Source organism: Streptomyces sp. NPDC096079, from assembly GCF_040303145.1.
In the GTDB taxonomy this organism is placed as follows: Bacteria; Actinomycetota; Actinomycetes; order Streptomycetales; family Streptomycetaceae; genus Streptomyces.
Genome location: NZ_JBEOST010000008.1, coordinates 256,954 through 281,560, shown reverse-complemented (window position 1 = coordinate 281,560; position 24,607 = coordinate 256,954). Strand labels below are relative to the sequence as shown.

Genomic DNA, 24,607 nt, shown 5'->3' with positions numbered 1-24,607 from the left:
TGAGGCGTGAGCAGGGGCCGGCCGCACCCGTGGTCGGGGCCCGAGCCGCCCCGTGCCGTCAGGGTGTCGACTGCAGCAGGCTCAGCGTGGACTCCAGTTCCCGGCGGGTCAGCCGGGCGGCCTCCGCCGGGTCGCCCGCCTCCACCGCCCGGACCACGTCGGCGTGGGCGTCCTCGCCGTGCCGCAGGTCGGTGCCCCGCAGTCCGAGCAGGTCGAGGAGCTCGATCAGGCCCTCGCGGAGCACCGGCGCGAACTCGCCGAACAGATCCGTGAGGACCGGATTGCGCGCCGCGGCGACGACCGCCGCGTGCAGGGCGATGTCGGCGTCCACGAACCCCGCGTCGTCGAGCGCGGCCGCCGCCACCCGTGCGGCCAGTGCCTCCCGCATCGCCGTCACGTCCTCCTCGGTCCTGCGCTCCGCCGCGAGCCGGGCCGCCTCGACCTCGACCAGCATCCGCACCTCGTACACGTCCGTCACCGCCGCCCGGCGCAGGCGGGCCGGCCAGTCCTCCGTCGGCCGCGTCGCGATCACGAAGACGCCCGCTCCCTGCCGGGGCTGGACGAGGCCCGCGCCCGCCAGGGCCCGCAGCGCCTCGCGGACCGTGGAGCGTCCCACCCCCAGCTCCTTGGCGAGGGTCGTCTCCCCGGGGAGCTTGGTGCCGACCGGCCAGTGGCCCCGGACGATCTGCTCGCGCAGCCGCTCGGCCGCCTGCTCGACCAGGGGGCTGGGACGAAGGGCGCCGAGCGACATGGGGTCACCTGTTTCTCTGAGATCCGGAGCCGCTCCGCCGCTCCGGAGGTGCGGGCGCGTCCCCCGGGTCGCGGGGGGTGCTGCCGGGAATCTACCCGAACTTGTCTGAGGAGCACTTGTCTGAGGAGCTGAGGAGTGGATACGGTACCCGCCATGATCAGCGATCCCCAGCGCCCCGGACCCATGCCGTACCACCGCTATCGCCCCTTCCAGGACCGCGTCCACGTCCCCGAGTTCGACCGCCGCTGGCCCTCCGCCCGCCTGGAGCGCGCCCCGCTCTGGGTGCCGGTCGACCTCCGGGACGGCAACCAGGCCCTCGCCGAGCCCATGGACACCGACCGCAAGCACCGCTTCTTCGACCTGCTCGTCCGCACCGGCTTCAAGGAGATCGAGGTCGGCTACCCCTCCGCCAGCCGCGCCGACTTCGACTTCGTCCGCCACCTCGCCGGACTCGTCGCCACGGGAGCCGTCCCCGAGGACGTCACCCCGGTCGTCTTCACCCCGGCCAGGCCCGAACTCGTCACCCGCACCTTCGAGGCCGTCGACGGCCTGCCCCGTGCCGTCGTCCACCTCTACATCGCGACCTCACCGGTCTGGCGCGAGACCGTCCTCGGCCGCGACCGCGAGGAGGTCCGCCGCACCGTGCACGAGGCGGCCACGCTCATGGCACGGCTCGCCGAGGCCCGTCCCGGCGCCGACATCCGCTTCCAGTTCTCCCCGGAGACCTTCAACCTCACCGAACCGGACTACGTCCTGGAGCTCTGCGACGGCCTCACCGCGCTCTGGGACGCGAGCCCCGACCGGCCCGTCACCCACAACATGCCGGCGACCGTCGAGATCGCCACCCCCAACGTGTACGCGGACCAGATCGAGTACGTGCACCGCCACCTCGCCCGCCGCGACTCCGTGATCCTCTCCGTCCACCCCCACAACGACCGGGGCACCGGAGTGGCCTGCGCCGAACTCGCCGTCCTCGCCGGCGCCCAGCGCGTCGAGGGCTGCCTCTTCGGCAACGGCGAACGCACCGGCAACGTCGACCTCGTGACCCTCGCGCTCAACCTCTACGCCCAGGGCGTCGACCCGATGCTCGACCTCTCCGACATCGACGCCGTCCGCGACGTCGTCGAGTACTGCAACCGGCTCCCGGTCCACCCCCGTCACCCCTACGCCGGCGAGCTCGTCCACACCGCCTTCTCCGGCACCCACCAGGACGCCATCAGCAAGGGGCTCGCCCGGCACGCCAAGGACGCCGCCGAAGCCGGCATCCCGCCGGAGCTGGCCCCCTGGAACGTCCCCTACCTGCCCCTCGACCCCGCCGACCTCGGCCGCGGCTACGAGGCCGTCATCCGCGTCAACTCCCAGTCCGGCAAGGGCGGAGTCGCCCATCTGCTGCGCACCCACCACGGCCTCGACCTGCCGGCGCGGATGCGCCCCGACGTCTCCCGCGCCGTCCAGACGGTGACCGACGACAGCGGCCGCGAGGCCACCCCCGAGGACCTCCACGCGCTCTTCCGCACGACCTACCTGGCACCCGGCCGGGGCGCGGGCCCCGTCGCCCTGGAGTCCTGGACCGCCGACCGCGACGCGACCGACGGTCACCGCTTCACCTGCGTCCTGCGCGTCGGCGACCGCACCGCACCGGCGGAGGGCCGGGGCAACGGCCCCCTCTCCGCCCTGGCCGACGCCCTCACCCGTGCCGGAGTCCCCGTCGACGTCCTCGACTTCGCCGAGCACGCCGTCACCACCGGCAGCGCGGGTGAGGCCGCCGCCTACGCCGAGTGCCGGGTGGGCGACCGCACCGCCTGGGGCGCGGGCGTGGACACCTCCGTCCTCACCGCCTCCGTGCAGGCCGTCGTCTCCGCCGTGAACCGGGCGTACGAGGCATGAGCCGGCCCCCGCTGCCGCCCGCGCCCGCACCCGCGCCGGCACCCGTACGAGCGTCCCCGCACGCGGTGGAACCCCCGCACACGGTGGAGCCCCCGCACCCCGCCGCGCCGCCCGTCCTCCACGCCGAGGCCGTCACCCTCGTCCGGGACGGCAACCCCCTCCTGCGCGACATCACGCTCACCGTCCGGCCCGGCGAGCACTGGGCGCTCCTGGGGGCCAACGGGGCCGGGAAGACCACCCTCCTCGGTCTGCTCGGCGCGCAGACCCATCCGACCCGCGGCCGGGTGGAGGTCCTGGGCCGCCGCCTCGGCCGGGTGGACCTCCGCGAACTGCGCACCGACATCGGGCACGTCACGCCCCGCCACCCGCTGCGCTCCGCCCTCGCCGTCCGCGACGTCGTGCTCACCGGCGCCGTCGGCTCCGTCGAGCGGCCGCCCCGCTGGACCCCGAGCCCCGCACAGGAGGCGCGGGCCGACCGTCTCATCGCCACCCTCGGACTCGCCGGGCGGCACGCCGCCCGCTGGACCACGCTCTCGCAGGGCGAGCGCGGCCGGGCCCTGATCGCCCGCGCCCTCATGCCGGAGCCCCGGCTCCTGCTGCTCGACGAGCCCGCCACCGGACTCGACCTGCCCGGCCGCGAGCAGCTCCTGGACTCGCTGGACGCCCTGGGCGCCGCGCACCCCGACCTCGCCACGGTGCTGGTCACCCATCACCTGGAGGAGCTGCCGTCCGGCACCACCCACGCCCTGCTCCTGCGGGAGGGGCGGGCCCTCGCGCGAGGGCCCGTCGGCGAGGTGCTCACCGGGGACCTGCTCGGTGCCTGCTTCGGCCTGCCGCTCGCCGTGGAGCGGCACGGCGGCCGGTTCGCCGTGCGGACCGTACGGCCCCGGCGGGCTACGCCGGCGACGGTGCCGCAGGCCTCTCCCGTACCACGGCGAGATACTCCGCCACCGCGTCCCGGTTCCGGGTGAGACAGCGGATCCGCTCGGTCATCCGGTCCCGCTCCTCCTCCAGGGTCGCCAGCATCTCCGGGGTCGCGTCGGGGAAGTGGATCACCCGCGGCTTGTCGAGGCAGGGCAGGATCTGCTTGATGATCCGGGTCGGCAGACCGGCGTCGAGCAGGCCCCGGATCTGCAACACCCGGTCCACGTTCGACTCGTCGTAGACGCGGTAGCCGTTCGGCTGCCGGTCCGCGACGATGAGACCCTGCTCCTCGTAGTAGCGCAGGAGCCTGCGCGGTGTCGCGGTGCGCTCGGACAGCTCGCCGATCCGCATGGGAAGCCCCTTCCAGGGAATCGCTTGACCTTCACACCGATGTGAGGGTTCGAGCATACGGACATGAGCCACGACACGACAGCGGCGGCCGGTTCCGTCGCCCCCGCGCAGCCCGAACCCCGCCCCGCCCGAAGCCGGTTGCCCCTCCCGGCGCTCCTCGCCCTCGCCACCGCCGTCTTCGTCACCAGCCTCACCGAGACCCTTCCCGCCGGGGTCCTGCCGGCCATGAGCGGCGACCTCGGCGTGGGCGAGGCCGCCATGGGCCAGTCGGTCACCGGCTACGCCCTGGGGACGGCCCTCACCGCCGTCCCCCTGGCCGCCCGCACCGCCGGCTGGCGCCGCAAGCGCCTGCTGCTCACCGCGACGGCCGGATTCGCCGCCGCCAACACGGTCACGGCGGTCTCCTCCTCGTACGCCCTCACCATGGGCGCGCGGTTCCTCGCCGGGGTCGCCGCGGGCGTCGCCTGGGCCCTCCTCGCCGGCTACGCCCGCCGTCTCGCCCCGGCCCGCCTCCAGGGCCGTGCCGTCGCCGTCGCGATGACCGGCATCCCGCTCGCGCTCTCCCTGGGCGTCCCGGCCGGCACCTTCCTCGGCGACGTCATGGGCTGGCGGGCCGCGTTCACCGCCATGACCGTGATCGCGGTCGTGCTCCTCGGCTGGATCGCGCTCGCCGTCCCCGACCTGCCGGGCGAACCGCGCGGCGGGCGCGCCCCGGTCGCCCGGACCCTGAGGGCCCCCGGTGTCCTCCCGGTCCTCGCCGTCACCTTCACCCTGGTCCTCGGCCACACGGTCCTCTACACCTACGTCGCCGCCTATCTGGACCACCTCGGGCTCGGCGGGTCGACCGGCCTCGTCCTGCTGGTCTTCGGCGCCGCCTCGCTGGCGGGGATCTGGTTCACGGGCCGTCACATCGACCGCCGCCTCCGGGCGCTGACCCTCGCCGGGTCCCTCCTGTTCGCCGTCGCGGCGGCCGCGCTCGCCGTCCCGGCGGCCGGCACGGCCCTGGTGCTCGTGGCGGCGGTGCTGTGGGGCTTCGGCTGGGGAGGCGCGCCGACCCTCCTGCAGACGGCCGTCGCCGAGGCCGGCGGGGACGACGCCGACACCGCGCAGACGATGCTGGTCAGCCTGTGGAACGCGGCCATGGCCGCGGGCGGCATCGCCGGCGGCCTGCTCCTCGACGGGCTCGGCGCCGGAGCCCTGCCCTGGAGCGTCCTCCTGCTGCTCGTGCCGGTGGTGGCCGTCGTGACCGGCGCCCGCGCCCACGGCTTCCCTGCCCGCGGGTGAACCCCGCCCGCCCCGCCCGACGCCCACGCACCGAGGCCCCCACCGCGCACGGTGGGGGCCTCGGTACGTCACGACGGGGTCAGACCGCCGGCGGCACCCGGGACGGGCGGCCCGTGCCGCGCGTCAGGACGTAGCCGCCGATGCCCGCGAGCGCGGCCAGCACACCGCCCGCCAGGGTCCAGAGCCAGCGGTCGGACCACCAGCCCGAGGACCAGCCGTCCTCCGGGGCGGCGGCCTCGACGGCGGTGGTCCGGCCCGCCTCCTCGTCGGCCTCCGCCTGGTCCGCGGTGGTCGCGCCGGGCACCAGCGGCGCGGCGAGCGAGCCGTCCGTGGCGTAGGCGCCGCCCTTGTCCAGGACGTCGGCCCCGATCCGCGCGGTGAACGGCTGCCCGAGGTCCTCCTCCGGCAGGCCGGTGACCGTCAGCCGGACGTAGTAGCTGCCGGGCAGCGGGTCGTTCGCCCAGGCGTCGGCCGAGGCCCGCACCGGGCGCAGCACGCACGCCAGCTCCACGCTCGCGGCCTCCTTCGCCGCCGTGCGGGACTGGGTCCCGTACATGCACGGCTGGCGCCGTCGCAGACCGTCGTACACGTCGACCCGCCAGGTGGCGGGCCCGTGACGCAGGGCCGCGTCGGGCAGCGTGACCGTGGCCCTCACGGTCGGACGCTCCCCGGTGTCCGCGGGGAACACCCAGTACAGGTAGTCGCCGGTGGCGGCCTGCGCCGTGGCCTGCTGCCCCGGGAGGAAGCGGGCGGCGGTACGGAAGGTGGTGCCGGCCTCGGTGGGACCGGCCCCCTCGGAGGGGGAGGCGGAGGCGCTGGGCGAGTCGGCCAGGGCGGCCGGGGCCGCGAGTCCGAGCAGGGCGGCGCCGGTGAGCGCGGCCGTGGCGAGCATCCGTACGGTACGCATCAGTTGGTCCTCCAGACGGCGACGCGCCAGCGGGACAGCCAGCCCCAGAGCAGTCCGGCCACGAAGCCGACGAGCACCAGCGCGCCGAGCAGCCACCAGCCGCGGCCGAGGCCGAACGAGGCGACGTCCGACGCGGTCGACGGGCCGTCGACGACGTCCACGGTCAGCTCGACCGGCATGCCCGGCGTCGTCTTGACCGACGGGGGAGCGGAGAAGGAGTTGCTGACCTGGAGGCAGACCGTCTCGGCGGCCGGCTTGGCGTCCCCGGGGCCGTCGTCGAGGTCCGGCTTCGGGTAGCGCAGCCCGGTCGAGATGACGTCCGTGCGTCCGTCGCCCGCCTCGGAGCCGCGGACGATCTCCCGGCCGTGGAGGGTGACGGCGCGCAGCAGCACGCCGTAGTCGTTGTTGACGGCCCGGTCGGCCGAGACGCTGACGGAGGCGCGGAGTTCCTGGCCGGGCAGCAGGTCGACCCGGTACCAGCGGTGCTCGCCGAAGGACTCGCGGTCCGTGTACAGGCCGGGCTTCAGCTGCGGCGCCTTCTCGCACCGGGCGGCGCCCTGGGTGGCCACGGGGGTGACCACCGGGTCGGCCGCGCGGTCGACGAGCTGCCGCACGCGGCGGGAGAGTTCGTCGGTGCGGTGGATGGAGGTGTAGGTGCCTCCGGTCGCCTCGGCGATGCAGGTGAGCTGCTGCCGGGTCTTGGCGTCCGGCACGAGGCCGAGGGTGTCGATGACGAGGTGGATGCCCTTGGCCGCGATCTCCCGCGCCACCTGGCACGGGTCGAGCGGGGCGCAGGTGTCCTCGCCGTCCGTGATGAGCACGATCCGCTTGGTCGCGCCGTCCTCGCCGAGGTCGTCGGCCGCGCCGAGCAGCGCGGGGCCGATCGGGGTCCAGCCCGTCGGGGCCAGGGTGGCCACCGCGGTCTTGGCCTCGGTCCGGTCGAGCGGGCCGACCGGGTAGAGCTGCCGGGTGTCCTTGCAGCCCCGCCCGCGGTCCTGCCCCGGGTAGTCGGCGCCCAGGGTGCGGATGCCGAGCCGCACCTCCTCGGGAACCGCGTCCAGGACCTCGTTGAAGGCCTCCTTGGCGGCGGACATGCGGGACTTGCCGTCGATGTCCTTGGCCCGCATGGAGCCGCTGACGTCGAGGACCAGCTCGACCTTGGGGGATTCCTTCGCCGCCGGCTCGTCGGCGGCCGCGCCCGTCGGCAGGAGCGCGACGCTCAGGGCGGCGAGCAGCGCGCAGGCCCCGGTCGCCAGCCGTTTTCTCGTGATCATCGCCGGATCGTATTGATGATCGTGCGACAAACCAAAACGGGGGTGGGGGCCGGGGCCTGAGAGCCGGTCAGGACGGGCGGAACCGGGTCACGCGCCCGCCTGCTCGGCCGCTCGGGACGGCCGGAACCGGGTCACGCCCCCTGGCTGTTCAGGAAGCCGATGAGGCAGGCGCCCCACCAGCCGGTCTGGCTCACGGTCGCGGCCAGGCCCGAGCGGACGAGGAGGCGGCGCGGGACGGGTCCGTCGCGGTGGGTCTCCAGGAGCTGGCCGAGCCGGTGCGCCCAGAGGCCGTTGAGGGTGACGGCGACGACGAGTCCCAGCTTGACCAGGGTCAGGGGGGAGTGGAGGTCGGGGCGGAGGAAGAGGCCGGAGACGACGAGGCCGCCGAGGCCGGCCCAGATCGGGGTCTGGAGGGCGACGGCCGTGTCGAGGACGGCGGCGAGCGGTCGCTTCCCGGAAAGCCACAGCGCGGCGAGCCAGTCGACGGCGAGCACCGAACCGAGCCCGACGACGAGGAAGGCGACGTGGAAGAAGCGGGCCACCGTCAGCAGGGAGGGGTCCGCGTGGACGTGTCCGGCGGTCCAGCACGCGGCCGCGATCCCGGCGGTGGCGACGCACCCGAGGGCGGCGAGGACCCAGGACGGGGTGAGCTCCTGCGCGGGTCTGAGCTCGTGCGCGGTTCGGGACATGAGTTGATCTTCCGGACGTATGGGCGACGTAAATTAGGTAAGGCGAAGCTAAGTGCCTCCTGTGTGCACGTCAAGCCGGTGTGGCCCATGTCCCAGCCCTCGGAAACCCCGCGCCTGCGGCTCAGCGGTGCTCCGGGTTCGGGAACTCCGGCTTGCACCCGGCGTCCCAGGCCGACCGCTGGTTGCCGTGGGCCGGGATGCCGCCCGCCCGCTTCAGGAGCCCGGCCACGTGCATCAGGTTCCAGGCCATGAACGTCGTGTTCCGGTTGGTGAAGTCGTTCTCGGGCCCGCCCGAACCCCGATCCAGGTACGAGGGCCCCGGACCCGCCTCGCCGATCCATCCCGCGTCCGCCTGTGGCGGCACCGTGTACCCCAGGTGCTGGAGGCTGTAGAGGACGTTCATCGCGCAGTGCTTCACACCGTCCTCGTTGCCCGTGATCAGACAGCCCCCGGCCCGGCCGTAGTACGCGTACTGCCCCGCCTCGTTCAACAGGCTCGAACAGGCGTAGAGCCGCTCGATCACCCGCTTCATCACGGAGCTGTTGTCCCCGAGCCAGATCGGCCCGCACAGGACCAGGATGTCCGCCGCCATCACCCGCTCGTACAGCTCGGGCCAGGCGTCCGACGCCCACCCGTGCTCCGTCATGTCGGGCCACACCCCGGTCGCGATGTCCAGGTCCACCGCCCGCACCAGCGAGGTCGAGACCCCCTGCGCCTCCATCACCGACCGGCTGCGCTCGACCAGCCCCTCGGTGTTGCTGACCTCGGGCGAGCGCTTGAGCGTGCAGTTGACGTACAGCGCGCTGAGGTCGTCGTACCGGTACGGGGGTGCTGCGGGCGCGGCCATCGGCGGGGTCTCCTCGCTCCGGGGTACGGCCCCACCCGGGGCCCGCCTCCAGCCTGGGCACGCCGCGCACCCCCGGCCAGTCCGGAGCGACCGAACGCGTGAGGGGTCCGGGGCGAGCCCTAGGGTGCGGCGGGATCCGCCGGATCGGCGTCGGGGAGCGGGCGAGCCCGCACGGTCTGGGCGGGTTCCTGGTGGCCGCCCGAGGCGAGGACGCGCACCTCGTCCTGGTCGCTGATCTCGGCCCGGATGATGCCGGTGGCGTCGGTGTAGACCGGATGGCCCCCGGACCCCGTGAGCTGCGTGCGCTCCACGATCACGACGTCCTGGGCCGAGCCCGTGCTGTCGGAGAACACCAGCTCGTAACGGAGTGGGTTCATCTCCCTGATTTTACGCTGATCGGACACGGTCACCCGTCGGGGCCACCGCGTCGACCAGAGCGGCCAGCGCCTCCCCGAGCGCCCGGACACCCGGACCCGCGGGACCGCCCGGCTCGCTCATGTAGAGGTCGCGGCGGATCTCCACCATCAGCGCGCCGACCCGCGGATCACGGCCGTAGTGCTCCAGCGGCACGTACGTCCCCGCGAAGGGGCTGTCCGTCCCGACGCCGCCGAACCCGCCGAACGCCTCCCGGGCCGCGTCGAGCAGCGCCGGCGGTGTGTGGAACGCGTCCGTGCCCAGGCAGACGGGCGGTCGCGGGCCGTCGCCGTGCAGCTCGTACGGCAGCGGCTCGGTCGGGTACGAGTGGACGTCGACGATCACCACCCGGCCGGCCACGGCCAGCCGCTCGGCCACCGCCTCCGTCATCGCCCGCGCGTACGGGGCGAAGTACCGGTCGAGCAGGGGCCCGGCGTCGAAGCCGTCGGGCCGCAGCGCCGCCCGATGGGTGGTGCGGGTGTACACCGCGCCCATCCCGACGGACAGCATCTCCTCGCGCTCGTCCGGGAAGCGCTCCGGGTCGACGACGAGCCGGGAGAGCCCGTTGACGAACCGCCAGGGCGCCGTGCCGGCCGCCGCCGCGGCGACGGCGGCGATCTCCGCCGTGTGGGCGTCCGTGATGTGGTCCAGCTCACGGGCCAGTTCCGCGTCGCCGAGCAGGATCCCCTCGCGCACGTCCGGCGGCACCAGGCGCGAGGAGTGCGGCACGTGCAGGAGGACGGGGGAGTCCGGTGCGCCGGGGATCAGCCGGAAGGACGGCGCGGAGCCGGCCGTGGCGTCGGAGGGGAGCGCGGAGTCGCTCGTGGGCCGGGAGGAGGGCACGGAGTCGGTCATGAGGCGATCTTGCCTCCGACCCCGCCCGCGCCGTGCGGAAACCGCTGGTTAGAGTGGTGCGAGGTCGCGCCGCCGCACCAGGACCAGGCGTGAGACCGGGCCGACTGTCGACCACAGGGACCCGTACGACCGCCCTCCCGTCCCCGTCCCGCCCGGCCCACGGCCGCCTGCCCCGGAATCCGCATCCCATGAGCACCGACGTCGCACCGCGTCCCGACACCGTCTCCGACACCGCCGCCCGCCGGGCGCGACGCCTGCCGTGGATCGCCGGCCGCGCCCCGGCCCGTCCCGCGCCCGGCGCCGCCGTCCACAACGTGAGCGCCGCGACCGCCGCCCTCCTCGGGCTCGTCGCCATCGGTGCCGTCATCCACGAGCCGGTGCTGATACCCCCGCTCGCCGCCAGCGCCGCGCTCGTGCACTGCGCCCCCGCCCTGCCCCTGGCCCAGCCCCGCAGCGTGGTCGTCGGCCATCTGCTCGGCGCCGCCGCCGGATACGCCGTGGCGGCCGTCGCCGCGCACGGCAGCGCCTGGGCCGCGGCGCTCGCCGCCGGAGTCACCCTGGCGCTGACGACCCTGGCCCGCACCCCGCACTCCCCGGCCTGTGCGACCGCCGTCGTCATCGTGCTCCAGGCCCCCGCGCCCGGCCGGTTCGTCCCCCTGCTGTTCGGTGCCACGGTGCTGCTCGTCCTCACCGCGTACGCCGCCTCCCGCATCCGCCGCTCCGCCCCCAGGTATCCCGCCTACTGGTGGTGAACGCCGGAGTCCGGCTCCGCTCGGCGGTGGACCGCCACCGCCGCGTGGACGGTCTTGCCGTCGGGCCGGGTGTCCACCGTCACCTCGCGGCACAGGCGCAGCACGATCGGCCACCCGTAGCCGCCGGGGCGCAGCCCCTCCCGGGGCTCGTGGCGCGGCGGCTCGCCGCTGGAGTCGGCCACGGAGACGGTGACCCGGTCGCCGCCGACGGCGATCCCGAACGAGGTGACCCCGCCGCCGTGCCGGTGGGCGTTCGTGACCAGTTCCGAGGTGACGAGCAACAGGTCGTCGACCTGGGAGGCCCGCACGGGCCCGAGGGCCGTGAGCGTGCGGCGCACCAGCTGCCGTGCCTGCGCCGGCGTGAGCAGCGACGACGGTCCGGCCCGCACGCCGGCGGCCCGGGGTGCAGCGACGGACGGACGGGCCCTGGTTTCGCTCCGGCTGTTCATCGAGGTCCCTTTCTTCCCGAAGTGTCGGAAGTCGATGGGGCCCGCATGCCCGGTCCGGCCGCACTGATGCCTGCTCCCGGGGGCCGAGCGCGCGACGACGCGGCGCTCGCCGGCCTCATCGACGGGCAGGACCCGGCGCCGGAACCCTCCGAGGCCCCCCTCCCGGTGGCCGGGCCGGTCTCACCGGACCGAGCCGAGGAACGCGCGCGTGCGGTCGTGCGCGGGCGACTCCAGGAGCTCGTCGGCCGGGCCGGACTCCACCACCCGGCCCCGGTCGAACATCAGGATCCGGTCGGAGACGTCCCGCGCGAAGCCCATCTCGTGCGTGACGCACAGCAGCGTGATGTCGGTGGACCGCGCGACGTCCCGCAGCACGTCGAGCACCTCCGCCACCAGCTCCGGATCGAGCGCGGACGTCACCTCGTCGAGCAGCAGGATCTCCGGCCGCATCGCGAGGGCCCGGGCGATGGCCACGCGCTGCTGCTGACCGCCCGAGAGCCGGGTCGGCCGCGCGTCGGCCCGGTCGCCGAGCCCGACGAGGTCGAGCAGCCCCCGCGCCCTGTGGTCCGCCTCCTCCCGGCTCTCTCCGAGCACGTGGACGGGCGCCTCGACGACGTTCTCCAGGACGCTCATGTGCGGGAAGAGGTTGAACTGCTGGAAGACCATCCCGATCCGCCGCCGGCGTGCCGCCAGATGGCGTTCGTCCGCCGGCACGAGCTTCCCGTCCGCGCCTCGCGGCATGTGGGAGAAGGGTTCGCCGTCCACGAGGATCAGGCCTTCGGTGACCCTTTCGAGGGTCATCAGGAGCCGCAGGATCGTGGTCTTCCCCGAGCCGCTCGGCCCGATCAGCGTCACCCGCTCGCCACGCCCGACCTCCAGGTCGAGTCCGTCGAGCACCGTGTGGTCCCCGTACCGCTTGGTGACCCGCTCGAAGCGGACCGCGGGGACGACGGGGGCCGCCGTGGCCGGGGAGGCCGCCGGGGCCACGGGGGCCGCCGTGGCCGTCTTCACGGTGATTTCTTCCCGGTCCTCAGTGGCCAAGGCGTGCCTCCAGGCGTCGTACGAGCACGGACGTCGGCCAGCTCGCGAGCAGGAACACCGCGGCGGCCAGGGTGAAGCTCTCCAGATAGGCGAAGTGCGTGCTGCCGAAGGTGTTCGCCTCGTGGACCATCTCGTGCACGGTGATGACCGAGAGCAGCGGTGTCTCCTTGAACATGGAGACCGCGTAGTTGCCGAGGGGCGGCAGCACGTTCCGTACGGCCTGCGGCAGCACCACCGCCCGCCACACGCGCCGGCGCGGCAGCGACAGCGCCGTACACGCCTCCCACTGGCCCTTCGGTACGGCGTCGATGCCCGTCCGGTACACCTCGGAGAGGTACGTGGCGTAGTGCGTGCCGAGGACCAGGACACCGAGCACCGGAGCGTCCAGCGAGGGCACGAGCACCCAGGCGGCGAACAGCTGCACCAGGAGCGGTGTCGAGCGGACGAACGCGGCCGCCGCCCGCACCGGCAGCGCCAGCCACGCGGGCCCGGCCCGGTGGACGACGGCGAGCGCGAGCCCGAGGACCACGGCGACGGCGAACGCCGGGACGGTCGCCAGGACCGTGACGCCGAAGCCCTCCAGCACGGCGGGCAGTGCGGCCCAGGCCGCCTCTCCGTCCCACATCAGGCACCGCCCTCCTGCCCGAGCCGGGCCTTCGCCGCCCGCTCCAGGGCGTTCATGAGGAGGCTCAGCACGACGGCCATGCCGAAGTAGAGCCCGAGGAGCAGCAGGTACGAGGCGGCCGTCGCGCCCGTCGCCGAGCGCAACTGGTCGATCTGGAAGGTGAGGTCGGGGACCGTCACCAGCGAGAGCAGCGGCGTCGCCTTGAGGAGCTGCACGAGCAGGTTCTTGAAGGGCGCGACCATCAGGGCGTGCGCCTGCGGCAGGACGACGCGCCGCAGCCGCAGGCCCGCCCCCATGCCGAGGGCGATCGCCGCCTCGGTCTGGGAGCGGGGGACCGCCGCCACCGCGCCCCGCACCACCTCGGCCCCGTAGGCCCCGTAGTTGAGGCCGAGCGCGAGCACCGCGCAGGCGAGCGGTTCCAGCCGGAATCCGACCATCGGCAGCGCGAAGAACAGCCAGAACAGCTGCACGTACAGCGAGGTGCCCCGGAAGAACTCGACGACGACCCGCGCCGCGCCCCGCACCGGCAGCCGCGCCGACCGCGAGAGCAGCCCGAGGGCGTACGCCAGGAGCAGGGCGAGCACGGCGCCGAGCACCGTGGCCTCCACCGTGACCAGGAGTCCCTCGCCGAGCCGGGGCAGCGCGCGCCGGAACGCGGGCAGGAAGCCGGCGGCGAGGGGCGGGAAGTCGCCCGCGACCGGCTGGAGACCGGATACGGGGGGCGGGAAGTCAGTCATGCCGTGCGCCCCTCACCCGGCACAGAGGTCGGCGGTCCGCAGCGAGCGGGGCGGCACCTCGCGCGCGGTGAAGCCGTACTTCCCGACGAGCCCGACGAAGCGCTCGGGGGAGCCGGTGATCTTCCGGAGCTCCCGGTCGAAGGCGTCCCGGAGCCCGTCCGCTCCCGGCCGGAACACCGCCCCGCCCGCGCCGAGCTGCCGCACGCCGCCCACGACCGGGACGAACGCACCGCCGACCGCCACCGGCGCGCCCGCGTTCGTCCGGGCGAGCCACCGCAGCGAGATGGCGGTCAGCGCGAAGGCGTCGATCCGGCCGGCCACCAGGGCGTCGAGACCGTCCTGCTGCTTGGCCAGCGTCTTCACCGATCCGTCGGGGACGCCCGCCGCCTTCGCGTAGGAGGCCTCCACGGCCGCGGTCAGCACCCCGACGGTGGCGCCCTTGGCCGCGCAGGACTCCAGGTCGCTCAGCCCCTTGGGGTTGCCCTCGCGGACCATGAGCGCGGTCGGGGAGACGAACTCCGGCTCGGAGAAGATGACCTTCGCGCAGCGCTCCGGCGTGATCGACATGCCCGCGCTCACCACGTCGAACCGGCCGGCGAGCAGTCCGGGGATCAGCGCGCCGAACTCCGTGAGCGTCGGACGCAGTTCGCGCACGCCGAGCGCGGTGAAGACCTCGCGGTGCAGCGTCGGGGCCTCGCCGGCGAGTGCGCCGCCGTCCTGGAAGCCGTACGGTGCCTCACCGGCGAAGCCCACGCGCACGAAGCCCTGTTCGCGCAGGTGCGCGAGGAGCTTCCCGTCGTCCCCGGACGCCCCCGTCCCCGGCTGGGTCCGGGTGCAGGCGGTCAGCGGTCCGGCGGCCAGGGCGAGGCCGCCGAGCAGCGACGCCCGGGTGAGGAAGCGGCGGCGGCCGAACGGCGCGGCACCGGTCACGAACGCTCCCCCGGGCGGGCGGCGATGAAGGAGGGGCGGCGGATCGGGGCGGCGAACGGGGCCTCGGGTTCGTTCTCGACGCTGTTGAAGACGAGGAACACATTGCTGCGGGGGTACGGGGTGATGTTGTCGCCCGAGCCGTGCAGGGCGTTGCAGTCGAACCAGGTGGCCGATCCCGCCGGACCGGTGAACTGCCGTATGCCGCAGGCGTCGGCGAAGGTGGTGAGCGCCTCGTGGGACGGCGTCCCGGCGTCCTGCATCCGCAGCGACTGCTTGTAGTTGTCCTTCGGCGTCTCCCCGGCGCAGCCCAGGAAGGTGCGGTGCGAGCCCGGCATGATCATCAGGCTGCCGTTGGTGGCGTGGTTAGGGGTCAGCGCGATCGACACCGAGACGGTCCGCATCCGGGGCAGGCCGTCCTCGGCGTGCCAGGTCTCGAAGTCGGAGTGCCAGTAGAAGCCGCTGGCACCGAAGCCGGGCTTGACGTTGACCCTCGACTGGTGGACGTAGACGTCGGAGCCGAGGATCTGACGGGCCCGCCCGACGATCCGGGGGTCCTCGGCCAGGCGGCGGAAGACCTCGCTGGTCCGGTGTACCTCGAAGACGGAGCGGATCTCCTGGGAGCGGGGCTCGACCACGGCCCGCTCGTCCGCCCGTACGACGGGGTCGGTGACGAGCCGGTCCAACTCGGCGCGGAGCTCGTCGACCTCGTCCGGGGTGACGAGTTCGTCCACCGTGACGAAGCCGTCCCGGTCGTACTCCTCCAGCTCCCGGGCCCAGAAGGGTCCCGGCGTGCCGGGCTCGGACCACACGACCGGGTCCTTGCGGCCGATCAGCTCCTCGCGGGAGCCGCGGGTGGGGTAGAGGTCGACGGGGCGGGTGGGTGCGGAGACCATGGGGGGATGCCTTCCTTCGCGCGTACGGATCGGGTGGGGGCGGCCGTCAGGCCTGACCGGGCTCGGTCAGGAGCGGGTAGACGCCGTTCTCGTCGTGGTCCTCGCGGCCGGTGACGGGCGGGTTGAAGACGCACAGGCAGCGGAAGTCCTGCTTGACCTTGAGCGTGTGGCGTTCGTGTCCGTCGAGCAGGTACATGGTTCCGGGCAGGATCGTGTACGTGCGCCCGGACTCGTGGTCGGTGAGCTCGGCCTCGCCGGCGGTGCAGACGACGGCCTCGACGTGGTGGGCGTACCACATGGAGGTCTCGGTCCCGGCGTAGAGCACGGTCTCGTGGAGGGAGAACCCGACCTGCTCGCGGGCGAGGACGATGCGCTTGCTCTCCCAGGTCCCGGACGCGGCCCGCACGTGCCGGTCGGTGTTCTCGAGTTCGTCGAAGGAACGGACGATCATGGTCTGAGGCCTTTCCGTGGGGTGATCAGGCGGCGCGGCGGCCGGCGGTGTGGCGGACGGAGCGGGCCAGGATCCCGAGGCCCTCGTCGAGTTCGTCGTCCGTCGCGGTCAGCGGGGGCAGCAGCTTGACCACCTCGCCGCGGGGCCCGGAGGTCTCCAGGAGCAGACCGGTCTCGAAGGCCCGGCGGCACACGGCCGCGGCGCGCTCGCCGTCGGTGAACTCCAGGCCCCAGACGAGGCCGCGGCCGCGCACGGCCAGGCCGGTGCCCTCGTCGTCGCCGCACAGGTCGAGCAGGGCGCGCTCCACCCGGTCGGCGCGGCCGAGGGTGCGCTCGCGCAGGGCCCCGTCGCGCCAGTAGGCGTCGAGGGCGGCGGTGGCGGTGACGAAGGCGGGGTTGTTGCCGCGGAAGGTGCCGTTGTGCTCGCCGGGCTCCCAGACGTCGAGCTCGGGACGGAACAGGCAGAGGGACATGGGCAGTCCGTAGCCGCTGATCGACTTGGACAGGGTGACGATGTCGGGCGTGATGCCCGCCTCCTCGAAGGAGAAGAAGTCGCCGGTGCGTCCGCAGCCCATCTGGATGTCGTCGACGATGAGGAGCATCCCGTGCCGGCGGCAGAGCTCCGCCAGCGCGCGCAGCCACTCGGCGCGTGCGACGTTGATGCCGCCCTCGCCCTGGACGGTCTCCACGATCACGGCCGCCGGGTGGTCGAGGCCGGAGCCGGCGTCGTCCAGGAGCCGCTCGAACCAGAGGAAGTCGGTGACCTGCCCGTCCAGGTAGTCGTCGAAGGGCATCCGTGCGGCGTGGTGCAGGGGGACGCCCGCCCCGGCGCGCTTCGCGGCGTTCCCGGTGACGGCCAGCGAGCCGAGCGACATGCCGTGGAAGGCGTTGGTGAAGGAGACGACCGTCTGGCGTCCCGTGACCTTGCGGGCGAGTTTGAGGGCGGCCTCCACGGCGTTGGTGCCGGTGGGGCCGGGGAACATCACCTTGTAGCGCAGGGCGCGCGGCTCCAGGACGGTCGTGCGGAAGGTCTCCAGGAAGGCGCGCTTGGCGGTCGTCGACATGTCGAGGCCGTGGGTGATGCCGTCGTCGGCCAGGTAGTCGAGGAGGGCGCGCTTGAGCACCGGGTTGTTGTGGCCGTAGTTGAGCGAGCCCGCCCCGGCGAAGAAGTCGAGGTACGGACGTCCCTGCTCGTCGTACAGCCGGCTCCCACTGGCGCGCTCGAAGACGACCGGCCAGGCGCGGCAGTAGCTGCGGACCTCGGACTCGACGGTCTCGAAGACGGAGGGGGCCATGTAGGTCAGGGTCACGGAGTCTCTTCTCCAGGGGTGTGGTGCGGGGGAGTGGGCGGGGCTCGGCTCAGGACGCCGGGAGTGCGAGGGGGCCGATGCCGTACAGCACCTCGGCCTCGTGCCCGGACACCGGGAACGAGGCGGAGGGAAAGAGGACGTCGCGCGTCACATCCGCGCCGTGCCGGCGGGCGTAGGACCGGAAGAGCCGGTCGGACGCCTGGTTCCCCGGTGTGACGGTCGCCTCCACCCGGTCGAGTCCGTGCTCGGCCGCCACTCGGGCGGACAGAGCGTCGAGCAGGGTCCCGGCTACCCCGGTTCCACGGTGCGAATCCTCGACGGCGACCTGCCAGACGAAGAGCGTCCCGGGCGCGTCGGGGCGCAGGTAGCCGGTGACGAAGCCGACGGGCCGTCCGGAGGCGTCACGGGCGACGGCGGTGGTGTCGGCGAAGTCACGGCACCACAGCAGGTAGCTGTACGGCGAGTTGAGGTCGAGTTCTCCCGAGCCGCGTGCGATCCGCCAGAGCTCGGCGCCGTCCGCGATCTCGGCCGGGCCGACGGTGACGTCGCTGGTCGGGGATGTCAGAGGGGCAGTGGTCATGGGCGCCGAAGCTACCGAGCCGTTCGGGGAACGTCCTGGGGCGATGGGGTTGTCTGCGCACGAGTGGACGTGATAGGTGCGCCGACGTCCCGCGTGACCGGAATGCGTGCTCGACCGGGTGGCAAACGGGAGTAAAGGCGATCAAAATGACCGTTTATAACGGACACATAACGCCTCGGGGTTGTCGCGGTCCGTCCATCAAAAACGTGAGACGATCTGCGATTTCGCGTTTGAAGGCGCCGGAAGCGGTCAGGTGCAGAGGCCGACATGGCGAGAGCCGGGCCGGGTGCGTCGCACCCGGCCCGGCTCCGTCACTTCCGCCGCGCCCGGACTACCAGATCGCCTCGACCCACTCGGGGTGGTCGATGAAGGGGTTCCGGTTGCCCTGGTACGTCGAGTAGATGACGTCGTTGCGACGCTCCTCGAAGGCGCTCGGCGGGTCCTGCTCGTTCCACTGCTTCAGGATCGAGAGGCGGCCGTGGAAGGGGACGCTGCCGTTCGTGGACGACTCGTTGGGCTCCAGGTCGGGGAAGCCGTCACCGCCCTCGTAGCGGACGGCCATGTAGAGGATCATGCGGGCCACGTCGCCCTTGTCGGCGTCGCGCGGCTCGAAGGAGTTGCTGTCCGTGTAGCTGCCCGGCGCGCCGCTGACCGGGCTGCCGCCGTTGTCCCAGTCCTTGTTGCCGCGGGTGCTGTTGACCTGGACGTCGGCGGCCCGCAGGTGGTGCAGGTCGGTGCCGGGGCCGGCGGAGGTGCCGAAGTTGCCGTGCGACTGCGCCCAGGTGTGCTCGCGGTTCCAGTTGCCCACGGCGCCGCCGTTGAGGGACTTGCTGCGCGAGACGCCGCTGTAGAGCAGGATCACGTTGTTGGTGTTGTTCGGGTCCTGGTCGGTGTTCTTCAGCGCGTTCCAGACCGCGTCGTACGAGATCTTGCTCTGGCTGCTGATGATGGTGTGCAGCGAGGACTTGAGGCTCGTACCGGTCTTGCCGATCGCGTCCTTGTAGTACGTGGTGTCGTACGCGGTGGTCGTGGCGCTCGCGGGAGTCGCGGTGACCGCGGGGAGCGTGACGCCGACGAGGGCGGCGGCGACGGCCGTCGCCCACACCTTCCATCTGCCGATCCGCACAACGGACATGGGGGGCCCTTTCCCGGGGACGGTACGCGGCGGACAGCGGGCGCCGGCTCAACGGAACCGCTGTCTACGCGTGTTGACTTCGTGTCATCGGGAGGGTGGCACACGTCAGGTACCTGTCATGTAACGAGGAGGAGGCTGTTCCATGACGTTCTCGCATATGGCGGAACCGCATCCGTCATCCGGGGCCCTCAGATGCCCCGGACGTCCACCGGCATCCCCTTCGGCTCCTTGATCCGCTTCATGATGATCTGCGAGTTGACCTCGGTGACCCCCGCCAGCGTCGTCAGCCGCTCGATCCACAGCCGCTCGTACGCCGCCAGGTCCGCCACCGCGATCCGCAGCAGGCAGCCGGGGCTCCCGAACAGCCGGTACGCCTCGATCACGTCCGGCACGTCCTGGAGCGCCTCCTCGAAGGCCTCCACCGTCTCCCGGTCCCGGCGCACCTCCACCGAGACGAGGACCTCGAAGCCGCGCCCCACCGCCTCCGGGTCGATGATCGCCCGGTAGCCCTGGATCACCCCGTCCTGCTCCAGCTGGCGCACCCGGCGCAGACAGGGGGAGGGGCTGAGTCCGACCCGCTGGGCCAGCTCCTGGTTGCTCAGCCGGCCGTCGCTCTGGAGCTCGCGCAAGATATGGAGATCGATTCGGTCCATGGCGCAATTGTCTACCACGATGAAACAAAGCACGGGCTGATTTCGCAATCGTCTTGCGCACTCCCTGTCCTATCGTTGCGATCGCAGGAGAAATGGGTACGGAGTAAGGACGGCAGGCATGAAGCGGACGAACGACGGGGGAGCGCGCCGGATCGTCGTCATCAGCACCGGGGGCACGATCGCCAGCCGCTGGCAGGGCACCGGATACGCGGCCGACGCCTCGGGCGACGACGTCCTGGCCACCGCGCCGCTTCCCGAGGGCGTCACCGTCGAGGTGGTCGACCTGTTCAACGTGAACAGCTCCCGCATGACCTCGGCCCACCAGCTCGCCCTCCTGCGGACCGTCCACGAGACCCTCGCCGACCCCGGCGTCGACGGCATCGTCGTCACCCACGGCACCGACACCCTGGAGGAGACCGCGTTCCTCCTGGACCTGCACCACGCCGACTCCCGCCCCGTCGTCCTCACCGGCGCCCAGCGGCCCTTCGGCACCGGTGACGGCGACGGACCGGGCAACCTCTACGACGCCCTCCAGGTCGCCTCCTCCGTCCGTGACCTCGGCGTCCTCGTCGTCTTCGACGGACGCGTCCACGCGGCGCGCGGCACCGTGAAGTCCCAGACCCTCGCCGCCGACGCCTTCTCCGACCCGTCCGCCGAGCGCCTCGGCCGCGTCGGGTTCTCCCGCGTCGACATCGAGCGGCAGCCGGAGCGCCCCGCCCCGCTGGCGCTGCCGGCCGCCGCGCGGACCGCGGACCCCGGGGTCACCGGCTCCGACGCCACCCCGCTGCCCCGGGTCGACATCATCACGCACCACTCCGACGGCGACGCCTTCCTCCTGAACGCCGCGATCTCCGCGGGCGCCCGCGGCATCGTCCTCGTCGCCACCGGAGCGGGCAACGCCACCCCCGAGATCGCCGCCGCCGTGGCGGACGCGGTGGCCCAGGGCGTCCTCGTCGCCGTGACCACCCGCGTCCCCGCCGGACCGCTCGCCGAGATATACACCGGCGGCGGCGCGGTCGACCTCGTCGCCGCCGGGGCCCTGCTGACCGGCACCCTCCGGGCCGGTCAGGCGCGCATCGCCCTCCTCGCGACGCTCCTCGCCGAGGGCGACCCCGTGCGCGGCACCGTCCTCCTGCGCCGCCTCCTCGAAGGGCCCGTCCGCGCCGAACCGGCGCTGGCCACCGGCGGCTCCCGCTCGGCCTCGGCCGTGGCCGCCCGCGTCTGACGACGCCCCGGAACCCCGGCTCGCGGACGGAGCACCCCCCGCCCGCCCGCGAGCCGGAATCAACCTCCCCTCACCGGCGCACCGAGCCGCCGCGCCCGCCCGCACCGCACGGTGGCCGCGGCGTGCCCGAAACCGGCGACGGGCACGCGCGCGCGTGAAGCCCTCCGGGCCGCGGACGGCGCGGGCCGCGCCAAGGCCCCCGCGCCCGGGGGTCCCGGGATCCCGCCGTGCCCTGCGCGCGGGGCAGCCGTCGGCTCCCGCACGCGCTCGCGTGGACCGCCGCGAGCGCCTCGGGCCCTCCCCGTACACCTCCCTCCCCACCCTCCCCACCTTCCTCAAGGACGGCCCCTGATGGTTCCCGTACCGGCCCCGCACGACCGCCCCGTCCGGCGCGAGCACGATCTGCTCGGCGACCGGGACGTGCCCGCCGACGCCTACTGGGGCGTCCACACGCTGCGCGCCACCGAGAACTTCGCGATCACCGGTACGCCCATCTCGGTGTACCCCCTCCTGATCGACGCGCTCGCGGCGGTCAAGGAGGCCGCCGCCCGCGCCAACGAGGAGCTCGGCCTGCTCCCCTCCGACAAGGCCGCCGCCATCGCCGGGGCCTGCCGGGAGATCCGTACGGGACGGCTCCACGACCAGTTCGTCGTGGACGTCGTCCAGGGCGGGGCCGGCACCTCCACCAACATGAACGCCAACGAGGTCGTCGCCAACCGGGCCCTGGAGCTCCTCGGCCACGCCAAGGGCGACTACGCGCACCTCCACCCGAACGAGGACGTCAACCTCGGCCAGTCGACCAACGACGTCTACCCGACGGCGATCCGCATCGCGGCGATCGGCGCGGCCCGTGAGCTCCTGAAGGCCATGGCCGTCCTCCAGGACGCCTTCGCCGCCAAGGCCCTGGAGTTCCGCGAGGTCGTGAAGATGGGCCGCACCCAGCTCCAGGACGCGGTGCCCATGACGCTGGGCCAGGAGTTCTCCACGTACGCCGTGATGCTGGAGGAGGACCGCGGCCGCCTCGCCGAGGCGATCGAGCTCATCCACGAGATCAACCTCGGGGCCACCGCGATCGGCACCGGCCTCAACGCCGCCCCCGGCTACGCGGAGACCGCCCGCCGCCGGCTCGCCGGGCTGACCGGTCTGCCGCTCGTGACCTCCGCCAACCTCATCGAGGCCACCCAGGACTGCGGCGCCTTCGTCCAGCTCTCCGGAGTCCTCAAGCGGATCGCGGTGAAGCTCTCCAAGACCTGCAACGACCTGCGGCTGCTCTCCTCGGGGCCGCGCGCCGGCCTCGGCGAGATCAACCTGCCGCCGGTACAGGCCGGTTCGAGCATCATGCCCGGGAAGGTCAACCCGGTGATCCCCGAGGTCGTCAACCAGGTGGCCTTCGAGGTGATCGGCAACGACATCACCATCACCATGGCCGCCGAGGGGGGACAGCTCCAGCTCAACGCCTTCGAGCCGGTCATCTTCCACGCGCTCTCCAAGAGCCTGCTCTCCCTCCGTGCCGCCTGTCTGACCCTCGCCGAGCGCTGTGTCAGCGGGATCACCGCCAACACCGAGGCGCTCCGCGCGGCCGTGGAGAACTCCATCGGCCTCGCCACCGCGCTCAACCCCCACCTCGGCTACACCGCCGCCACCGCCATCGCCCAGGAGGCGCTCGCCACCGGCCGCGGGGTCGTCGAACTCACCGTGGAGAAGGGCCTGCTGCCCGCCGACCGCCTCGCCGAGCTCCTCACCCCCGAGCGCCTCACCGGCGCCCCGGGCCCCGCCCTCGCCGACCTCCCGGGTCCCGCCCTCGCCTGACCCCCGGCCCCCGGCCGCTCCGGTGCGGTGACGCGCCCCTGTGCCCGTCACCCACCAGGAGTGGGGCCTTTCCGGCCCGAAGTTACCGGGCAGTTTCTCGTGACTTCCTCGGCGCACGGTCGTAGAACGTGTTCCCATTCACTCGCGAGTGAGGAAGATCACATGAGTGAACACCCCCTGTCCGCCCAGGGAGATCCCCGCTTCAACCGCCGCAGATTCCTCGCGGGAACAGGTTCTGTTCTCGGCGCCGCCGCCCTCGCCGGAACGATCACCACGCCCGCCCGCGCGGAGGTCCCCGGCCTGAACTGCACCCCCATCCCCGACGGCGCCCAGGTGCGCGCCCTCGTCATCGGCACCGGCTACGGCGGCTCCGTCGCCGCGCTGCGGCTCGCCCGCGCCGGTGTCGACGTCCACATGATCGAGATGGGCATGGCCTGGGACACCCCCGGGCCGGACGGCAAGATCTTCGCCAACACCACCAAGCCGGACTACCGGTCCTTCTGGCTGCGCACCCGCACCAAGCAGCCGCTGAGCCAGTTCCTCGGCTTCCCCCTCGACAAGGACGTGCCGGTCCACACCGGCATCCTCGACGCCGAGGACTTCGCCGGCATCACCGTCTACCAGGGGCGCGGGGTCGGCGGCGGCTCCCTCGTCAACGGCGGCATGGCCGTCACCCCGCTCCGGGAGCGCTTCGGGGAGATCCTCCCGACCGTCGACCCGGCCGAGATGTACGCCACCTACTACCCGCGCGCCAACGCGGGCCTGGGCGTCAGCTCGGTGGACGTCAACTGGTGGGAGAACCAGGACTGCTACCAGTACGCCCGGGTCGGCCGCAAGCACGCCCAGCGCTCCGGCTTCCCCTTCGTCTTCGTGCCCAACGTCTACGACTGGGACTACATGAAGCAGGAGGCCGCCGGGGCCGTCCAGAAGTCCGCCCTGGAGGGCGAGGTCATCTACGGCAACAACGCCGGCAAGAAGAGCCTCCAGAAGACCTACCTCGCCCAGGCCGCCGCCACCGGCCGCGTGAACGTCTCGCCGCTCCACCGGGTGACCTCCGTCAGCCCGGCGGCCACGGGCGGCTACACCGTCGTCATCGACCAGATCGACACCACCGGCGCCACCCTCGTCACCAAGACCGTCCGCGCCGACCGGGTCTTCTTCGCGGCCGGCAGCGTCGGCACCAGCAAGCTCCTCACCCGGCTGAAGGCCACCGGCGCCCTGCCCGCGCTGAACGAGCACATCGGCAAGGGCTGGGGCGACAACGGCAACGTCATGTGCGGCCGCGCCAACCACATGTGGGACCCCACCGGAAAGCTCCAGTCGTCCATGCCCACCGCCGGCATCGACAACTGGAACGCCGGCGGCGCCTTCGCCGAGGTCGCCCCGCTGCCCACCGGCATCGAGACCTACGCCTCGTTCTACCTCTCCATCACCCGCACCCCGCGCCGCGCCGAGTTCAGCTGGAACCCGGCCACCGGGAGGGTCGACCTGAGCTGGGACCGGGCCTGGAAGCAGACGTCCATCGACATGGCCAAGTCCATCTTCGACAAGATCAACAGCAAGGAGGGGACGATCTACCGGACCGACCTCTTCGGGGCGTACAAGATCTGGGGCGACCACCTCACCTACCACCCGCTCGGCGGCGCCGTCCTCGACCGGGCCACCGACAACCACGGGCGTCTCCACGGCTACCAGGGCCTCTACGCCATCGACGGCTCGCTCATCCCCGGCAACACCAGCGTCAACCCGTTCGTCACCATCACCGCCCTCGCCGAGCGCAACATCGAGCGCATCATCGCCGAGGACTTCTGACCGCCGTCACGCGAGAGAGGGGC

26 protein-coding genes are annotated in these 24,607 nt (G+C 73.3%); 7 read left to right on the top strand and 19 right to left on the bottom strand.

Features of this window, described 5'->3' with window-relative positions; genetic code table 11:
- Positions 1-58: 58 nt before the first annotated feature.
- Positions 59-751 carry a FadR/GntR family transcriptional regulator gene (locus tag ABTY59_RS19110; protein ID WP_352020142.1) on the bottom strand — a complete coding sequence of 231 codons (693 nt, stop codon included), beginning with the start codon at positions 749-751 and terminating at the stop codon, positions 59-61.
- A gap of 153 nt (positions 752-904) precedes the next feature.
- Between ABTY59_RS19110 and leuA the strand changes: the two genes are divergently transcribed.
- A complete protein-coding gene (gene leuA / locus ABTY59_RS19105; protein WP_352020141.1) occupies positions 905-2,638 on the top strand; it encodes a 2-isopropylmalate synthase in 1,734 nt (577 codons plus the stop codon).
- On the top strand, positions 2,635-3,609 hold the full coding sequence (locus ABTY59_RS19100) for an ABC transporter ATP-binding protein (RefSeq protein WP_352020140.1): 975 nt from the start codon (positions 2,635-2,637) through the stop codon (positions 3,607-3,609). Before leuA ends, ABTY59_RS19100 begins: the two co-directional genes overlap by 4 nt.
- On the opposite strand, the gene ABTY59_RS19095 is transcribed toward ABTY59_RS19100, so the two are convergent.
- Positions 3,533-3,913, bottom strand: coding sequence for a MerR family transcriptional regulator (locus tag ABTY59_RS19095; RefSeq protein WP_352020139.1), 381 nt, complete (start codon positions 3,911-3,913; stop codon positions 3,533-3,535). The two genes, ABTY59_RS19100 and ABTY59_RS19095, sit on opposite strands and share 77 nt — an antisense overlap.
- 63 nt (positions 3,914-3,976) lie before the next feature.
- Here ABTY59_RS19095 and ABTY59_RS19090 point away from each other — a divergent pair, with 63 nt between their 5' ends.
- On the top strand, positions 3,977-5,197 hold the full coding sequence (locus ABTY59_RS19090; protein ID WP_352020138.1) for an MFS transporter: 1,221 nt from the start codon (positions 3,977-3,979) through the stop codon (positions 5,195-5,197).
- 79 nt (positions 5,198-5,276) lie between these two features.
- On the opposite strand, the gene ABTY59_RS19085 is transcribed toward ABTY59_RS19090, so the two are convergent.
- The 6 genes from ABTY59_RS19085 to ABTY59_RS19060 all read right to left on the bottom strand — a co-directional run bounded on the left by ABTY59_RS19085 (position 5,277) and on the right by ABTY59_RS19060 (position 10,183).
- On the bottom strand, positions 5,277-6,104 hold the full coding sequence (locus ABTY59_RS19085) for a hypothetical protein (RefSeq protein WP_352020137.1): 828 nt from the start codon (positions 6,102-6,104) through the stop codon (positions 5,277-5,279).
- Positions 6,104-7,378 (bottom strand): VWA domain-containing protein, encoded by a 1,275-nt coding sequence (locus ABTY59_RS19080; RefSeq protein ID WP_352020136.1) that lies wholly within the window; start codon positions 7,376-7,378, stop codon positions 6,104-6,106. Before ABTY59_RS19080 ends, ABTY59_RS19085 begins: the two co-directional genes overlap by 1 nt.
- 131 nt (positions 7,379-7,509) lie before the next feature.
- Complete coding sequence (locus ABTY59_RS19075; RefSeq protein WP_352020135.1) at positions 7,510-8,067, bottom strand: hypothetical protein; 558 nt, start codon at positions 8,065-8,067, stop codon at positions 7,510-7,512.
- Between the two features lie 121 nt (positions 8,068-8,188).
- A complete protein-coding gene (locus tag ABTY59_RS19070) occupies positions 8,189-8,914 on the bottom strand; it encodes a flavodoxin family protein (protein WP_352020134.1) in 726 nt (241 codons plus the stop codon).
- 119 nt (positions 8,915-9,033) lie between these two features.
- Positions 9,034-9,291, bottom strand: a complete 258-nt coding sequence (locus ABTY59_RS19065) for a DUF6296 family protein (RefSeq protein WP_352020133.1) — start codon at positions 9,289-9,291, stop codon at positions 9,034-9,036.
- Between the two features lie 10 nt (positions 9,292-9,301).
- Positions 9,302-10,183: an N-formylglutamate amidohydrolase gene (locus ABTY59_RS19060; protein WP_352020132.1), complete on the bottom strand. Its 882-nt coding sequence runs from the start codon at positions 10,181-10,183 to the stop codon at positions 9,302-9,304.
- Between the two features lie 188 nt (positions 10,184-10,371).
- Between ABTY59_RS19060 and ABTY59_RS19055 the strand changes: the two genes are divergently transcribed.
- Positions 10,372-10,935, top strand: coding sequence for an HPP family protein (locus ABTY59_RS19055; protein WP_352020131.1), 564 nt, complete (start codon positions 10,372-10,374; stop codon positions 10,933-10,935).
- Here ABTY59_RS19055 and ABTY59_RS19050 read toward each other — a convergent pair.
- The 11 genes from ABTY59_RS19050 to ABTY59_RS19000 all read right to left on the bottom strand — a co-directional run bounded on the left by ABTY59_RS19050 (position 10,923) and on the right by ABTY59_RS19000 (position 19,738).
- On the bottom strand, positions 10,923-11,384 hold the full coding sequence (locus tag ABTY59_RS19050) for an ATP-binding protein (RefSeq protein ID WP_352020130.1): 462 nt from the start codon (positions 11,382-11,384) through the stop codon (positions 10,923-10,925). The two genes, ABTY59_RS19055 and ABTY59_RS19050, sit on opposite strands and share 13 nt — an antisense overlap.
- A 180-nt stretch (positions 11,385-11,564) precedes the next feature.
- On the bottom strand, positions 11,565-12,401 hold the full coding sequence (ehuA, locus tag ABTY59_RS19045) for an ectoine/hydroxyectoine ABC transporter ATP-binding protein EhuA (RefSeq protein WP_502995385.1): 837 nt from the start codon (positions 12,399-12,401) through the stop codon (positions 11,565-11,567).
- A 13-nt stretch (positions 12,402-12,414) separates the two neighbouring features.
- A complete protein-coding gene (ehuD, locus tag ABTY59_RS19040; protein ID WP_352020129.1) occupies positions 12,415-13,050 on the bottom strand; it encodes an ectoine/hydroxyectoine ABC transporter permease subunit EhuD in 636 nt (211 codons plus the stop codon).
- Positions 13,050-13,787 carry an ectoine/hydroxyectoine ABC transporter permease subunit EhuC gene (gene ehuC / locus ABTY59_RS19035; protein WP_352020128.1) on the bottom strand — a complete coding sequence of 246 codons (738 nt, stop codon included), beginning with the start codon at positions 13,785-13,787 and terminating at the stop codon, positions 13,050-13,052. Before ehuC ends, ehuD begins: the two co-directional genes overlap by 1 nt.
- A gap of 12 nt (positions 13,788-13,799) precedes the next feature.
- Positions 13,800-14,717, bottom strand: coding sequence for an ectoine/hydroxyectoine ABC transporter substrate-binding protein EhuB (gene ehuB / locus ABTY59_RS19030; protein WP_352020127.1), 918 nt, complete (start codon positions 14,715-14,717; stop codon positions 13,800-13,802).
- Positions 14,714-15,610 (bottom strand): ectoine hydroxylase, encoded by an 897-nt coding sequence (gene thpD / locus ABTY59_RS19025; protein ID WP_352020126.1) that lies wholly within the window; start codon positions 15,608-15,610, stop codon positions 14,714-14,716. Before thpD ends, ehuB begins: the two co-directional genes overlap by 4 nt.
- A 46-nt stretch (positions 15,611-15,656) precedes the next feature.
- Positions 15,657-16,061, bottom strand: coding sequence for an ectoine synthase (locus ABTY59_RS19020; RefSeq protein WP_352020125.1), 405 nt, complete (start codon positions 16,059-16,061; stop codon positions 15,657-15,659).
- A 25-nt stretch (positions 16,062-16,086) separates the two neighbouring features.
- Positions 16,087-17,370, bottom strand: a complete 1,284-nt coding sequence (ectB, locus tag ABTY59_RS19015) for a diaminobutyrate--2-oxoglutarate transaminase (protein ID WP_352020124.1) — start codon at positions 17,368-17,370, stop codon at positions 16,087-16,089.
- A 49-nt stretch (positions 17,371-17,419) separates the two neighbouring features.
- Complete coding sequence (gene ectA / locus ABTY59_RS19010; RefSeq protein WP_352020123.1) at positions 17,420-17,950, bottom strand: diaminobutyrate acetyltransferase; 531 nt, start codon at positions 17,948-17,950, stop codon at positions 17,420-17,422.
- A 331-nt stretch (positions 17,951-18,281) separates the two neighbouring features.
- Positions 18,282-19,085 (bottom strand): endonuclease I family protein, encoded by an 804-nt coding sequence (locus ABTY59_RS19005; protein WP_352020122.1) that lies wholly within the window; start codon positions 19,083-19,085, stop codon positions 18,282-18,284.
- A 188-nt stretch (positions 19,086-19,273) separates the two neighbouring features.
- Positions 19,274-19,738, bottom strand: coding sequence for an Lrp/AsnC family transcriptional regulator (locus ABTY59_RS19000; protein WP_352020121.1), 465 nt, complete (start codon positions 19,736-19,738; stop codon positions 19,274-19,276).
- 118 nt (positions 19,739-19,856) lie between these two features.
- On the opposite strand from ABTY59_RS19000, the gene ABTY59_RS18995 reads away from it, so the two are divergent.
- From ABTY59_RS18995 to ABTY59_RS18985, 3 genes are all read left to right on the top strand, one after another.
- Positions 19,857-20,963, top strand: coding sequence for an asparaginase (locus ABTY59_RS18995; RefSeq protein ID WP_352020120.1), 1,107 nt, complete (start codon positions 19,857-19,859; stop codon positions 20,961-20,963).
- A gap of 351 nt (positions 20,964-21,314) precedes the next feature.
- Positions 21,315-22,772 (top strand): aspartate ammonia-lyase, encoded by a 1,458-nt coding sequence (locus tag ABTY59_RS18990; RefSeq protein WP_352020119.1) that lies wholly within the window; start codon positions 21,315-21,317, stop codon positions 22,770-22,772.
- 162 nt (positions 22,773-22,934) lie between these two features.
- Positions 22,935-24,584 (top strand): GMC oxidoreductase, encoded by a 1,650-nt coding sequence (locus ABTY59_RS18985; protein WP_352020118.1) that lies wholly within the window; start codon positions 22,935-22,937, stop codon positions 24,582-24,584.
- Positions 24,585-24,607 lie beyond the last annotated feature (23 nt).